The organism is Mycobacterium sp. 3519A, from assembly GCF_900240945.1.
Lineage (GTDB): Bacteria > Actinomycetota > Actinomycetes > Mycobacteriales > Mycobacteriaceae > Mycobacterium.
In genome coordinates this window covers 53,754-67,561 of record NZ_OESG01000013.1, presented here as the reverse complement: position 1 = coordinate 67,561, position 13,808 = coordinate 53,754, and the positions used below count along the sequence as shown (strand labels likewise).

Annotated in this window: 13 protein-coding genes and 1 pseudogene; 3 read left to right on the top strand and 11 right to left on the bottom strand. The window is 67.8% G+C overall.

Features of this window, described 5'->3' with window-relative positions; translation table 11 throughout:
- Window positions 1-7: 7 nt before the first annotated feature.
- On the bottom strand, window positions 8-1,135 hold the full coding sequence (locus C1A30_RS08180; protein WP_101947791.1) for a glycosyltransferase family 1 protein: 1,128 nt from the start codon (window positions 1,133-1,135) through the stop codon (window positions 8-10).
- 103 nt (window positions 1,136-1,238) lie between these two features.
- On the opposite strand from C1A30_RS08180, the gene C1A30_RS08175 reads away from it, so the two are divergent.
- On the top strand, window positions 1,239-1,928 hold the full coding sequence (locus C1A30_RS08175) for a thioredoxin domain-containing protein (protein ID WP_101947790.1): 690 nt from the start codon (window positions 1,239-1,241) through the stop codon (window positions 1,926-1,928).
- Here C1A30_RS08175 and C1A30_RS08170 read toward each other — a convergent pair.
- The 4 genes from C1A30_RS08170 to C1A30_RS08155 all read right to left on the bottom strand — a co-directional run bounded on the left by C1A30_RS08170 (window position 1,919) and on the right by C1A30_RS08155 (window position 5,322).
- Window positions 1,919-2,428: a DUF3592 domain-containing protein gene (locus tag C1A30_RS08170; RefSeq protein WP_101947789.1), complete on the bottom strand. Its 510-nt coding sequence runs from the start codon at window positions 2,426-2,428 to the stop codon at window positions 1,919-1,921. The two genes, C1A30_RS08175 and C1A30_RS08170, sit on opposite strands and share 10 nt — an antisense overlap.
- A complete protein-coding gene (gene menD, locus C1A30_RS08165; protein ID WP_101950052.1) occupies window positions 2,425-4,053 on the bottom strand; it encodes a 2-succinyl-5-enolpyruvyl-6-hydroxy-3-cyclohexene-1-carboxylic-acid synthase in 1,629 nt (542 codons plus the stop codon). The genes C1A30_RS08170 and menD overlap by 4 nt, the downstream gene beginning before the upstream one ends.
- A gap of 2 nt (window positions 4,054-4,055) precedes the next feature.
- Complete coding sequence (locus tag C1A30_RS08160; RefSeq protein ID WP_101947788.1) at window positions 4,056-4,838, bottom strand: alpha/beta fold hydrolase; 783 nt, start codon at window positions 4,836-4,838, stop codon at window positions 4,056-4,058.
- Between the two features lie 64 nt (window positions 4,839-4,902).
- Window positions 4,903-5,322: a hypothetical protein gene (locus C1A30_RS08155; protein ID WP_142392565.1), complete on the bottom strand. Its 420-nt coding sequence runs from the start codon at window positions 5,320-5,322 to the stop codon at window positions 4,903-4,905.
- Between the two features lie 50 nt (window positions 5,323-5,372).
- Between C1A30_RS08155 and C1A30_RS08150 the strand changes: the two genes are divergently transcribed.
- Together C1A30_RS08150 and C1A30_RS08145 are read left to right on the top strand one after the other, a co-directional pair.
- Complete coding sequence (locus tag C1A30_RS08150; RefSeq protein WP_101947786.1) at window positions 5,373-6,551, top strand: FAD-binding domain; 1,179 nt, start codon at window positions 5,373-5,375, stop codon at window positions 6,549-6,551.
- A complete protein-coding gene (locus C1A30_RS08145) occupies window positions 6,541-6,978 on the top strand; it encodes a MarR family winged helix-turn-helix transcriptional regulator (protein ID WP_101947785.1) in 438 nt (145 codons plus the stop codon). Before C1A30_RS08150 ends, C1A30_RS08145 begins: the two co-directional genes overlap by 11 nt.
- Here C1A30_RS08145 and C1A30_RS08140 read toward each other — a convergent pair.
- The 6 genes and pseudogenes from C1A30_RS08140 to C1A30_RS08115 form a co-directional block, all read right to left on the bottom strand.
- A complete protein-coding gene (locus C1A30_RS08140) occupies window positions 6,968-7,699 on the bottom strand; it encodes a DJ-1/PfpI family protein (protein ID WP_101947784.1) in 732 nt (243 codons plus the stop codon). The two genes, C1A30_RS08145 and C1A30_RS08140, sit on opposite strands and share 11 nt — an antisense overlap.
- Before the next feature lie 15 nt (window positions 7,700-7,714).
- Window positions 7,715-8,680 (bottom strand): GlxA family transcriptional regulator, encoded by a 966-nt coding sequence (locus C1A30_RS08135; protein ID WP_101947783.1) that lies wholly within the window; start codon window positions 8,678-8,680, stop codon window positions 7,715-7,717.
- 70 nt (window positions 8,681-8,750) lie between these two features.
- Window positions 8,751-9,544: pseudogene (locus C1A30_RS08130) on the bottom strand (LLM class flavin-dependent oxidoreductase).
- Window positions 9,545-9,589: 45 nt separating this feature from the next.
- Window positions 9,590-10,552, bottom strand: coding sequence for an o-succinylbenzoate synthase (locus C1A30_RS08125; RefSeq protein WP_101947782.1), 963 nt, complete (start codon window positions 10,550-10,552; stop codon window positions 9,590-9,592).
- A gap of 10 nt (window positions 10,553-10,562) precedes the next feature.
- The gene (locus C1A30_RS08120) at window positions 10,563-12,131 is read right to left on the bottom strand and encodes a long-chain-fatty-acid--CoA ligase (RefSeq protein ID WP_101947781.1); all 1,569 of its coding nucleotides are present in this window, start codon (window positions 12,129-12,131) and stop codon (window positions 10,563-10,565) included.
- 2 nt (window positions 12,132-12,133) lie between these two features.
- Window positions 12,134-13,741: an amidohydrolase gene (locus C1A30_RS08115; protein WP_101947780.1), complete on the bottom strand. Its 1,608-nt coding sequence runs from the start codon at window positions 13,739-13,741 to the stop codon at window positions 12,134-12,136.
- Window positions 13,742-13,808 lie beyond the last annotated feature (67 nt).

Genomic DNA, 13,808 nt, shown 5'->3' with positions numbered 1-13,808 from the left:
GCGAGACTCACGCGGCTTTGGCGCGGCGCATGCCGATGACGTCCTCGTAGTGGCCGAGCAACTCCTCGCAGATCGCGGGCCACGTGCGGCCGAGCACGCTGCGGCGAGCGGCCAGCGAATAGCGTTGGCGTTCGGCGATCAGATGGTCGACAGAGTCGGCCAGCCTGGCTTCGAACTCGTCGACGTTCAACAGCAATCCGGTGCGGTACGGCGCGACCAGGTCGCGCGGCCCGCCTGCGTTCGGGGCGACGACGGGCAGACCCGACGCCATCGCCTCCTGGACTGCTTGGCAGAACGTCTCGTGCTCGCCGGGGTGGACGAAGACATCCATGCTGGCGTAGGCCGTCGCGAGCTCGGTCCCGTACAGTGCACCGGTGAAAATCGCTGACGGAAGCGCCTTTTCGAGTTTTCCGCGGTCGACCCCGTCGCCGACGATTACGAGCTGAAGATCGTCGCGTCCGGCCAGCGGCGCCAGCCGTTCGACATGCTTCTCCGGTGCGAGTCGCCCGACGAAACCGACGATCGGGCTACCCTGCGGCGACCAGCGGCGCCGCAGGACGTCGTCACGCGTCGACGGAGCGAAGCCGGTGATGTCGACCCCGCGGGCCCACTTGTGCACCCGCGGAATGCGGTGTGCTGTCAGGTCTTCCATCGCGGCGGTCGACGGCGCCAGGGTGCGGTCGGCGCGGCTGTGCAGGTGCCGCGTCCACGCCCAGGCGGTGCGGGCTGCGAAGCCGATGCCGTAGCTCTGCGCGAAACCCGCGATGTCGGTTTGGAATACGGCGACGGTCGGCACCCCGAGGAGACGCGCCGCGTGCAGGCCGCCGTAGCCGAGCAGTGCCGGCGACGCCAGATGCACCACGTCGGGGTCGAAACCGCGTAACACGTTCACCAGCCGCGGTCGCGGCACGCCTAGCGGCAGCGAGGTGATCTTCGGGAACATCCGCGACGGCACCCGGTGCACACGGATGCCGTCGTACACCTTGTCGGCAGCGGGTTCACCGCGCGGGTTGTCCGGGGCGATGATCAGGGCCTCGTGCCCGGTGCGGCGCAGATGCTCGATCACCCGGAGCACCGAATTCGAAACGCCGTTGACATTCGGAAGGAACGATTCTGCGACGATTGCAACGCGCACGCCACGAATGTCGCATCGACGGCTGTCGCAAAGGTTGCCTGGGGGCATACGACACGCAAAAACCTCGTGCCGAGTATCGTGCGCACAAAGAAGGGCGGTTGACATGCGGATATCCCGGGTCTTGGCGCTGATCGCGACGGCGTTGACAATCACCGCCGTCGGTTGCACCAAGCAGGTCGCGGGCACCGCGGCACCCGATCCGGACAAGCCGCCGCTGTCGGTCAGCAAGGACGGCTTCGGAGTCGTCGCCGGATTCGCCAACGCGCCCAAGAAGATCGAGATCTACACCGAACCGCAGTGCAACCACTGCGCGGATCTGCAGCACGATTTCGGCGACGAACTCGCCTACTACATCGCTGTCGGCGAACTCGAGGTGACCTACCGGCCGATGATCTTCATGGACGACAAGACCGACGGCTATTCGGGTCAGGTCAGCAACGCGCTGTTTCTGGCCGCCGACAAGGCCGGCTCACCCGCGGTGACGGCGACCGGCACCGAGTTCCAGCGCTTCGTCGAAAACGTCTGGGCCAACCAGCGTCCCGGCGGCACGCCACCCACCGGGGACGAACTCGCGGAGTACGCCAAGAAGGCGGGCATGCCCGACGCCGTCGCGCAGAACATCAAGGGCGGCGGGTCAGCGGTCAACATCAAGGACATGGACGACGCCAACTTCGAGTTCCTCTACGAAATCGACTCGACCGAGATGGGTACCCCCACCGTCTACGACCTGGACAAGGGCGAGAAGCTCGACATCTACGACAACGACTGGCTGAACAAGCTCGTTCAATCCTGAACGGCGGCAGGTGTTCTGGTCATTCGCTTCTCGACCAGCGTGACGCCGGCCAGCAGGGCGCCCGCGATCAGCCAGCCGACCACCGCGATCGAGCCTGCCGGGATGATGGCCAGCGACGCGTTACGGTCTTGCACCCGAACCAGATCGGGGTTGTTGGTGTCGTACTCCACGTAGATCCGCATCCCGTTCTCCAGTTCCGACGGGTACAACACGCCCAGTTCGGGACGGTAGGTGACGCGGTCCGGGGTGACGAACTCGATGGTGGACCGCCGCGGTCCGGCGTTGAGCACGTTGGCTTCGGCCACACCCATGTGGCGCTCGATCTGCCGGTCGTTGCGCCACGCGCCCAGCACCAGCAGCACCGACTGCAGCGTCACCAGACATGCGACGACGATGATCCCGATCCGGATCCGGCGGAACACGCGTTGGGACAGAGTTTCGCCGGGATCCTTGGTCAGCCGGGGAATCAGGAAGCGCCGCAACGCATTCAGATGCCTCACAGGGCAGCCTTGATCGATGCGTGCAACGCCCGCAGCGACGACCGGTCGGCCTTCACCTCCAGCACGCGCATCCCCTCGAACCGCTCACCGAGCGCGCCGATCAACTGGTCGACCTCGATCTGCCTGCTCTCGACGTGGTAGGCCCGGCACAGCGCGCCGACGTCGACGTCGTGCGGGGTGCCGAAGATCCGCGACGACACGTCGGAGAACCGCGGGTCGCCCTGCTCGAGCAGTTCGAAGATGCCGCCGCCGTTGTCGTTGGACACCACGATGGTCAGGTTGCGCGGCGTCGGCTCCGTCGGCCCGATCAACAGCCCGGAACTGTCATGCACGAACGTCAGGTCACCGATCAACGCGATGGTCCTGCCGTCATGCGCGAGCGCCGCGCCGATCGCCGTCGACACCGTGCCATCGATACCCGCGACGCCGCGGTTGGACCGCACCTTGATGCCCTGCGGGTCGAGGCCGACCAGCGCGGCGTCGCGCACCGGGTTGGAGGCGCCCAGCACCAACTGGTCGCCGGGCCGCACCGCGTCGGCGACGGCGGCGGCGACGTGCAGTCCGGTGGTCAGCGGGTGCGCCGCGAGTTGGCTGCGCACCGCCTCGACCGCATGCCGGTTGACTTCGGCGCAGCGGTGCAACCAGGCCGGATTCGGCTCGCCGGTGGTCACCGCCCGCGTGCCGGTGGCCTGCGAGTTCCCCGACACGTCCGGCCAGCGCGGCCCGGTGGTCAGCGCATACACCGGCACCGACGGATCGGCCAGCAGCGTCGACACCGGCCGGTGCAGCGTCGGGCGGCCCAGCATGATCACCTGCTGCGGGCGGACCAGTCGCAGCGCGAACGGATGCAGCGGATTCTGCGCGGGCGGCGCGGTCGGCTCGGCGACCGTTGGCAGCATGGCGAGGTTCGGATGCGCGCCAGCGCCGTGCCCCGCGATCACGACGGTGTCCGGGGTCAGGTCGATGTCGAGCGGCTGATCGAACGTGACCGGCGGGGTGTAGGTCCACGGCCTGCCGTCGGGCCTGCCCTCGGGCGCGTAGCGCTCGGCCGGGTCGTCGGCGTCGGGCACCAGCGGCTCGCGCAGCGGGATGTCGAATTGCACCGGGCCCGCGTTGGCGGTGCGAGATCCGGTGGCGGCCACCAGGACTCGGCATGTCGCGGAGCGCCATTGCGCGTTGAGCGCGTCGACCCGCTCGGGGCCTTCTTCGGCGAGGCCGAGGCTGATGTTGGCGCGCACCTGGGTGCCGAAGTAGCCCATCTGCTCGAAGGTTTGGTTGGCGCCGGTGCCGAGCAGTTCGTAGGGCCGGTTGGCGCTCAGCACGATCAGCGGGACACGGGCGTAATTGGCCTCCACCACCGCGGGCCCGAGGTTGGCGACCGCGGTGCCCGACGTCATCGCCACGCACACCGGGGCGCGTTCGGCCACCGCAAGCCCGATCGCCAGATAGCCAGCGGTGCGCTCGTCGATGCGGACGTGCAGGCGGATGCGACCTGCCCGGTCGGCGTCGTGCAGCGCGAAGGCCAGCGGCGCGTTCCGCGAACCCGGGCACAGCACCACGTCCCGGACGCCGCCGCGAATCAATTCGTCGACGACCACGCGGGCCTGCGCAGTCGATGGGTTCACCACTACAGACTATCGGCGATGAATTTCAGGGCCGCGGCGTTGACGACCTGCGGCCGTTCGATGAATCCGAGGTGGCCGGTGTGCGGTATCTCCAGGTAACGGCCGTTGGGGATGGCGTCGGCGACCTCTTTGCCGAGATGCGCGGGCAGCACCACGTCGTCCGCGAAGCCGATGACGAGCACCGGCGTCTTGATGCTCCGGTACGCGGCGAGCCGGTTGCCCTCCGGCGCGATCGACACCTGGGTCATCACGCCCGGCGTCGGCTTGGTCGGCCACATGGTGAACATGTCGATCCAGTCGCGCACGGCGGCGTCGTCGTTCAGCGTCTTGGGTGAAAAGTTCTCCAGCAGGCGCACTTTCGCGTCGTAGGACGGCGGCAGCGACACGCCGGAGCGCACCAGGTCCAGCTCGGCGGTGCGGAAGAAGTCGCGGGTGCGGTCGTGCCGGCCGCGGGTGGCCATCAGCACCGCCGAGCGGACCAGCTCGGGGCGGGCCACCATCAGTTCCTGCGCGATGTAGGCGCCCATCGACACCGCCACGATGTGCACCGGCGCGAGGTCGAGTTTCTCGATCAGCGCGGCGGTGTCGCCGACCATGGTCTCGGTGGTGAAACCCTCGGCGTTCTCCGTCGCGCCGATACCGCGGTTGTCGAAGGTGACGCAGCGATAACCCGCCCGCAGGAACTCCGGCACCTGATGCAGGTGCCAGGTGCGTCCCGCGCCGCCGCGCCCCGCGATGAACAGCACCGGGTCGCCTCTACCGCGGTCGTCGTAGGCCAGGTTCACCCCGACGACGCTACTTCACGGCGATTTGTGTGCATCTGAGAGCGGTGAGCGCGCATTTCCGCACTCAAATCGCGGCCAGCCGCTCGATCGCGGCCCAGTAGCGCTCGCGCTGTGTGTGTGACAGCGGCGGGGCGAATGCCACCGCGATCGTTCCGGCGTGCTGCAGCCCGCGGGCGGTGGCGTAGCGCGTCGCCTGCACAGGCGTCGCAAAGGATTTCACCCGGAGCTGATCGGTCACGACCGACTGCAGACAACCGGCCGCCGGGCATTCGCCAGCCGTCGTGTCCAGCGGGTTGGTGGCGGCCAAGCCGGCGCGCGACAGCCCACGCACCACGGTCCACGCCGTCGGCTGCGTCTGGTCGGTCATCGGCGACGCCAGGGCCGTGGCGGCTCGGGTCGGGGCGTCCGACGAGGCTGACGCCTGACCAGCGGTCGCGCTGCTGCAGCCGCACAGGGCGATCGCCAGCACCCCGACCCAAATCATCGATTCTGCACATCGTGCAATACGCACGAACTCAGAGTAGCGTCCGAATCATGAGAATCGCCATCAGCGGCGCTGGCGTCGCCGGACCGGCGTTCGCGTACTGGATGCGCCGCGCCGGCCACCACGTCACCTTGATCGAGTCCGCACCGACCTTCCGCACCGGCGGCTACGTCATCGACTTCTGGGGACTGGGCTATCGCATCGCAGAGAAGATGGGCATCGCGGCCCAGCTACACGAAAAGGGCTACCAGATTCAGAAACTGCGGGTCGTCGGCGCAGACGGCCGGACCAGGGCCGAGCTTCGGGTTGCGGGGATTCGCCGAGCGACGGAGGGCAAGTACACCAGTGTTGCGCGCGGTGACCTCGCGGCGACCATCTATCACGTCGTCGAAAACGACGTCGAGACAATCTATTCCGACACGATCACCGGAATCGACGAACGGGATGACGGGGTCGGCGTGACGTTCGCGAGCGCGGCCCCTCGCGATTTCGACCTCGTCGTCGGCGCGGACGGCCTGCACTCCAGGGTGCGTTCGCTGACCTTCGGACCGGATGCGACGCACCTGCGCTATCTGGGTTGTCAGGTCGCCGCATGCGTGGTCGACGGATATCGGCCACGCGAAGAAGTCGTCTATGTCACCTATAACGTGCCGGGCAAGTCGCTCGGACGGTTCGCGCTGCGCGACGATCGCACGTTGTTCCTCTTCATCTTTCGTGCTGAGCAGCCCGACGTCCCCGTGGGCATCGAGGCGGGTCGCGCGCGGCTACGCTGCGAGTTCGCCGACGCCGGCTGGGAGTGCCCGCAGATCATCGAGGCGCTCGACGGGGTGGACGAGTTGTACTTCGACTCGGTCAGCCAGGTGCGCCTCGACCGGTGGTGCACCGATCGAGTGGCGCTGGTCGGCGACGCGGCCGCGTGCGTGTCCCTGCTCGCAGGCGAGGGCACCGGGCTGGCCATGGTCGAGGCCTACGTGTTGGCCGGCGAATTGCAGCGCGCCGGTGGCGATTTCGGTCAGGCGTTCAAGGCATACGAAACCCGTCTGCAACCGTTCATCGAAGACAAGCAGAACCGGGCCTCGTCATTTGTGTCGTTCTTCGCGGCGCGGACGTGGCCCGGGATCTGGCTGCGCAACGTAGGACTACAGGCGATGAACCTTCCCATCGTCGGCGATCTGGCCTTGAACCGCGCACTGCGCGACGACATCGAACTGCCCGAGTATGCGATCTGACGGATTCGCCGACGAACTCGAGCGGGCCACACGTGGGCTGCTGGAACTCAACGTCTCGGTGCTCGCGCGGATGGAGAAGCGGATCGGGCTGGCGCCGCTGCGCGCCCTGCAGTCACTGGACCGGATCGGGCCATGCCTGGTCACCGAACTCGGCGTCGATCTCGATCTGCTGCCATCGACGGCGAGCCGGCTCAGCGATCGGCTCGCGGAGTCCGGCTACATCACCCGCAGCGTCTCGCCGACCAACCGCCGCGCCACCGTGCTCGAGTTGACCGATGCGGGTCGCGCCGTACTGGACGAGCTGATCGCGTTGCGCGTCGCGGCGTTCGACGAAGTCAGCCGACGCATGACCGAGGACGACAGGTCGGCGCTGGTGCGCGGCGCACAGGCGTTCACCGACGCACACGCCGACCTGGTCACACCTTGACGCGGCTGCGGCGCTGGCCGCGCGCCCGCTGTATCGCGGCGTCCCACAGCAGCCGGGCCGGCTGGCTCAACTGGTGCTGCTTGGCGGTCTCCTTGGTCAATTGCGCGGTCGCCGACGCCTTGGTGGCCGCCGACGCCTTCGACATATGACCGGAGTCGAACGGAGGCTGCGGGTCGTATTCGATGGTGAGCTGGATGGCCTTCGCCTTGGCCGCACCGGCGATCTGCCCGGCCAGCCACAGCCCGAGGTCGATGCCCGCCGACACCCCGGCGGCGGTCGCGATCTTGCCCTCGTGCACGATCCGCTGATCGCCGACGGCCTCGACACCGAACGGCTTCAGCATGGGCAGCGCCATCCAATGCGACGTCGCGCGATGTCCCTGCAGCAGCCCGGCGGCGGCCAGAATGACCGACCCGGAGCACACCGACGTGGTCCAGGTGGTCGTCTGGTGCACCTGCCGCACCCAGTCGAGCAGCTTCTCGTCGCGGGCATGTTCGAACGTCGTCATGCCGCCCGGCACCAGCAGGACGTCCGGCGACGGCGTCTCGTCGAACGAGTGCGTGGCGCCGATCAGCAGCGCACCCGAGTCCGCGGCGATCGGCCCCGGTTCGTGCCACACGAACCGAACCTCCGCATCGGGCAGGCTGCGTAGCACCTCGTAGGGGCCAATGAAGTCGAGCGCGGTGAAGCCCGGATACACCACGATTGCGATCTGCGTCATTGCCATCTCCTTTGATTAGGCGAACGTCTTGCGGTATTGGTCCGGTGAAATCCCAAGGCGGCGCACGAAACTGCGACGCAGTGTCTCCGCTGAGCCGAATCCGCAGCGCGCGGCGATCACCATGACGGTGTCGTCTGTCTCCTCGAGTTGGCGGCGGGCGGCTTCGGTGCGGATCCGTTCGACGTAGGTGCCCGGCGCCTCGCCGACCTCCTCGGTGAACAGCCGGGTGAAGTGCCGTGGGCTCATCGCGGCGCGCCGGGCCAGCTCCGGAATGCTGTGCGCACCACCGGGTTCGGACTCGATGGCCTCCTGGACCTCGCGGATCGGCGCGCGCCTGGCGCGGGGCATCCACACCGGCGCCGCGAACTGCGTCTGACCGCCTGGCCTGCGCAGGTACAGCACCAGCCAGCGGGCCACGGTCTGCGCGACGTCGGTGCCGTAGTCGTCTTCCACCAGCGACAGCGCCAGATCGATACCCGCAGTGACTCCCGCGGCGGTCCACACCTTCTCGGAGCTGCGAACGAAGATGGGTTCGGGATCAACAGTCACAGAAGGGAATTCGCGTGACATGCGGTCGGCGAACGCCCAGTGGGTGGTCGCGGTGCACCCGTCGATCAGGCCGGCCTGCGCGCACAGGAACGCGCCGGTGCACACGCTGACGACGCGGCGGGTGTTCTCGGCGGCGATCTGTATCCACCCGACGGTGTCCGCGTCGCGGCGCGCGTCGTCGACGCCGATGCCGCCGGGCAGCACCAGGGTGTCGATCGGTGTCCGCGGGTCCGGCAGCGGTTCGGTTAGCAGCGCGAGTCCGGTGAGCGTGCTCGCCGGTTCGCCGCCGCGGGAGACCACGCTGACGGCGTAGCCCTCATCAGCGCGCCCCCGGCCCGCCAGGTAGGTGGTGGCGCCGGTGAACACCTCGAACGGGCCGACCAGGTCGAGAGCCTGGACGCCCGGATAGCCGAGGACCACCACCGATCGCATGTCTCCCAGTGTTGGCGAGGGTTGCGGTGGCGTCTAGGCCATGGTCCCCACAGATTAGGACAGCCGCGGCTCAGAGCCGCTTCAGCCGTCGCAGGATTCGCAAGAACGGCACGGCGGAACCGATCCCGTTGCGCAAACTCTGTTGCAGGAAGCTCGTGTTGATTCCGACGAAATACCGCACACCGCAATCCCGCCATGCCGCCGCTTGTTCGACGACTTCGTCGGGCGTTCCGGTCAGCATCATGGACCGCAGGAACTCCGGTGTGACGCCCTTGATGTGCGACAGCACGGTCTCTTCGTCGAGCGTCTGCGGCAACAGGTCCTGGCCTCCGCCGAACCCGACGCCGAGCGGATGCTGCGCACCGTGCCGGGCGTAGAACTCGTCGGGTCCCACAACGCCCGGATCGTGGCCATCGCCTCCTCGAACCGGCCGACCGGCTTGGACCAGTCGACGCCATACGGCTCGTTGCCTTCGCGTTCGCCGGGACCGATGCCGAGGATGAACCGTCCGCGGTTGAGCAGGTTCACGGTCGCGGCGGCCTGCGCCGTCACCGCCGGATTGCGACGGCCCGCGTCGGTGACGCCGATACCCAGTGGGAGTCGACCGATCCGATTGCGCGCGGCGATGTTTCCGAGCATCGTCCACGGTTCCATCGACGCGTCAACCGACGGCTGAATCCGCGCGGCGCCGCAGTACTTCGGCTGCCACAAAGCGCGCGGAAAAATGGAGTTGAGATGGTCAGGCACCCAGAACGAGTCGACGCCTATCGCCGCGGCGCTGAGATAGTTGGCCCGGGTGAATGTGTCGGCGGCCGGTCGGCCCGCGACGATCAAGTCCAGCGTGCCAACGCGTAAACCGGTCATGCCTGCAGTCTTTGGCCGGCGGGGCCGACCGCATAGCGTAGCCGCTTACTCGAGTTTCACGCGGTAGCAGTCCGCGATGCGGTCGATCCACCACTGCCTGCGGTCCGCCGAGGCCTTCAGTGCGTCCAGTCGGCCCGGCTCGGGTGTCACCCTTTTGACCGGCAGATACCCGTCGACGGGTGGCTCTGGTGCGCAGACGTCGTCGACGAACAGCCCCCCGGTGCCCAACCCGCACGCGTGCCTCAGGTCAGGTAATGCCGCCGCGGCCAACAGACCTTGACCGATGCCGACGGCCGAATCCAGCGCGCTGGACACCACGACCGGGATGTCGATCCGCGCGGCGATCTCGAGCAGTTTGCGCACCCCGCCCAGCGGCGCCACCTTCAGCACCGCGACGTCGGCGGCGTCAGCGCGCACCACGTGCAGCGGGTCGTCGGCCTTGCGAATGCTCTCGTCGGCGGCGATCGGCACATCGACGCGACGCCTGACGTCGGCGAGTTCGGGCACCGTCTTGCAGGGCTGCTCGATGTACTCCAGCGGCCCGTCGGCGGTCAATGCTTCCGCGGCCGCGATGGCTTCATCCACGGTCCAGCCGCCGTTGGCGTCGACACGCACGATCGGCACCAGCGCGCGAACGGCGTTGACCCGCGCCACATCATCGGCCAGCGACTGGCCCGGTTCGGCTACCTTCACCTTCGCGGTACGCGCACCGGGAAACCGGGCCAGCACCGCGGGCACCTGGTCGGCGGTGACGGCGGGCACGGTGGCGTTCACCGGGATGCGATCACGCCGGACGTCGGGCGGTTGCCCGTAGGCCGCCTCGATGGCCGCGGCCAGCCAATGCGCGGCCTCCGGCGGCTCGTACTCCAGGAACGGTCCGAACTCCCCCCAGCCTGCCGGCCCGTCGAACAGCGCGACCTCGCGAACCATGATGCCGCGGAACCGAACTCGCATCGGCAGCGCGACGACGTGCAGGCGGTCCAGCAGGTCGTCCAGCGGCGGGATCACGGCTCCCAGGCTAGACCGTCGCGCGGTCGCGGCCCTCCCAGTACGGCTTGCGCAGATCCTTCTTGAGGATCTTGCCGGTCGGGTTGCGCGGCAACTCCTCCTTGATGTCGACGGTCTTCGGGCACTTGTAGGCGGCCAGATGTTCGCGGCAGTACGCGATCAGCTCCTGTTCGGAGGCCTCACCTTCAAGCTGGACAACGGCTTTCACAACCTCGCCCCACTTCTCGTCCGGTATCCCGATCACCGCGACGTCGACCACCGCGGGGTGTTCGGCGAGTACCCGCTCCACCTCGATCGAGTAGATGTTCTCCCCGCCGGAGATGATCATGTCCTTGAGTCGATCCTCGACGAAGATGAAGCCGCCGTCGTCGACGCGGCCGATGTCGCCGGTGCGGAACCAGCCGTCCTCGGTGATCGCCTCGGCCGTGGCCTCCGGCTTGTTGTGGTAACCCTTCATCAATTGCGGTGTGCGGAACCATAATTCGCCCTGCTCGCCCTCGGGCACGTCCTGCAGCGTGTCCGGGTCGACCACCCGCACCTCGGCATTGGGCACCAACGTCCCCGCGCTGGAAAGGCGTTCCTCCTTACCGGGGTCTCGGTGCGCCTCCGGCAGCAGATGGCTGATCACACCGCACACTTCGGTCAACCCGTAGGCCTGGATGAAGTCGGTGTTCGGCCACGCTTTCAGCGCCGCCCGCAGCAGCGGCAGCGGCATCGGCGACGCCCCGTAGGCATACGTCTTCAGCGCACCGAACAGCTTCACGGCGTCCTCACCGGACTCGAGCACCTTGGCCAGCACGGCGGGCACCAGGAAAGTTCTGTTGGCGCCCTTGAGGATTGCCCCCGCCAGCGTCATGCCGTCGACGTCGCGCGTCATCACGCTCGGGAAGCCGTCGTGAATGCCGAACTGCACATACGACGACCCGCCGACGTGGAACAGCGGCATCGACACCATGTTCTTGTCGCCCTCGTCGAACTCGAAGCCCTCGTGCGCGTTGACGGTGTGCGCGATGATGTTCGCCTGCGTGAGTTCGACACCTTTGGGGCGTCCGGTGGTGCCCGACGAGTACATGATGATGCAGACGTCGTCGGGTTCGACGTCGTCGCTGCGGCCGACGGGCGTCGCCCCGGCCAGCAGCGCCTCGTACTCGTCACCGTCGCCGCCCTCGGGGGTCACGGTGATGACGTGCTCGACGTTGGGGAGACCGTCGCGGATCTTGTCGACGCCCGGTTTGAGTTCCTCGCCGACGATCAGCAGCTTGGCGCCGGAGTCGTTGAGCACATAGTCCAGTTCGTCGGCGGCCAGCCGGAAGTTGATGATGGCGTTGGCCGCTCCCAGCGACGCGGCGGCGATGGTCAACTCGACGCAGGCCGGGTGGTTCTTGTCCAGGAACGCCACCACGTCGCCCCGCTTGATGCCTCGTTCTTGCAGCGCGCCTGCGAGCCTGCGGACCCGGTCGTTCCACTCCGACCAGGTCCAGGTGCGGTCCAGATACGTGAACGCTTCTTCGTCGGGTTTGGCTTGCGCCCAGTGGGCGGTGCGTTCGTCGAGGAAACGCGGTTCAGGCAGGTCGACCATGATCAGAGCGTGCCATAAACCTGCCTGCCAGCCAGGAAAGTTCCGCGAACCTCCAGATCGGCGATCTGTGCCGGCGGCACAGCACGCGGATCGGCCGACAGCACCACCATGTCCGCGTACTTGCCGACCTCCAGCGAGCCGATCACGTCGTCGGCGAACAACTGCCACGCCGCGTCGAGGGTCTGCGCGCGGATGGCCTGCTCGACGGTGATCCGCTGTTCGGGTCCGATCACGCGCCCGCTCGGCGCGATCCGGGTGGCCGCGACGCTGATGTTGCGCAGCGGCTCCTCCGGGGTGACCGGCGGATCGTTGTGCAGCGAGATCCGCATCCCGGTGGCGAGCGCGGAACCGCATGGCATCCAACGGCTTCCGTGGTCGGCGCCGAACAGGCCGTCGACGATCAGGTCGCCCCAGTAGTGGATCTGGTCGACGAAGATGCTGCACGTCACGCCGAGGTCGTGTGCCCGTTGCAGTTGTTCGTCGCGGATCGCGCCGACGTGCTCGAGACGCAACCGGTGGTCGTCGCGGGGCCAGCGTTTGAGCGTGTCCTCGTAGACGTCGAGGATCGTGTCGACGCCTGCGTCGCCCTGCACATGGCACGCCATCGGCCAGCCCTGCGGGAAGTAGGTGTGCACGATCTCGGTCAACTGCTCGCGGGTGTAGTTGGCGTGCCCGCAGGAGCCCGGTGCGACGCCGATGGCGCGGGTGGCGTCGCTGTCCAGATACGGGAAGGACAGGTCGATGTTGCCGATCCACGGTGAGCCGTCGACCCAGATCTTGATGCCGACCTGCCGGACCAGATCGTCGCCGTTGTCGGGCGTCATATCCGTCGTCATGTCGGCGTTGGATATCTCGTATACCCGCAGGCGCACGGTGAGGTCGTCGTGCATCTGCTCCAGCACCGGCCGAAACGGGGGCGCGAACGCCATCTCCGAGCATGTGGTCAGGCCTGCGCGGTTGAGTCGCGCCAGTTCGGCGTGCAGCATCGCGGGGTAGTCGCTCGGCTGGATCGCACCGGTCAGCAGGCTGAACACCGCGCCGGTTTCCTCGGCAGTGCCGTCCAGGTCGCCGTTGGCGTCGCGGCCGTAGCGCGAGCCCTTCGGGTCGGGGGTGTCGCGGGTCAGGCCGACGCGTTTGGCGGCGGCGCTGTTGAAGAACGCCTTGTGCCCGGAGTTGTGGACGATTACCAGCGGCGTGTCCGGGGCGACGTCGTCGAGCCAGGCCAGCGTCGGCTCCGGCAGGCCCGGTTGCAGCAGCGGATCCCAGCCGTTGAGGTAGGCGCCGGTTTCACCGCGTTTGTCGACCTCGGCGCGGATCGCGGCGACGATGTCGTCGGCGTTCGTCATCGTGACGGGCCGGATGTCGACCATCCGGTCGGAGAGCACGATCGCCTCCATCATCGGATGCCCGTGGGCTTCAACGAGTCCGGGCATCACGCAGCCGTCGCCGAGGTCGATCGTCTGCGTGTCCGGGCCGATCCAGCTGTCGATGTCGGCGCGCGAGCCGACCGCGACGATGCGGCCGTCGGCCACCGCGAGCGCCTCCGCGGTGGGTCGGCGTTCGTCGACGGTGAGCACGGTTCCGCGAAAGACCAGGTCAGCTGTGGGCATGCCGACATCCTCGCAGTGGGCGAAAAATTTCTTGAGGAATTTCGGCCGCCGTGTCGATTCTGGTCGG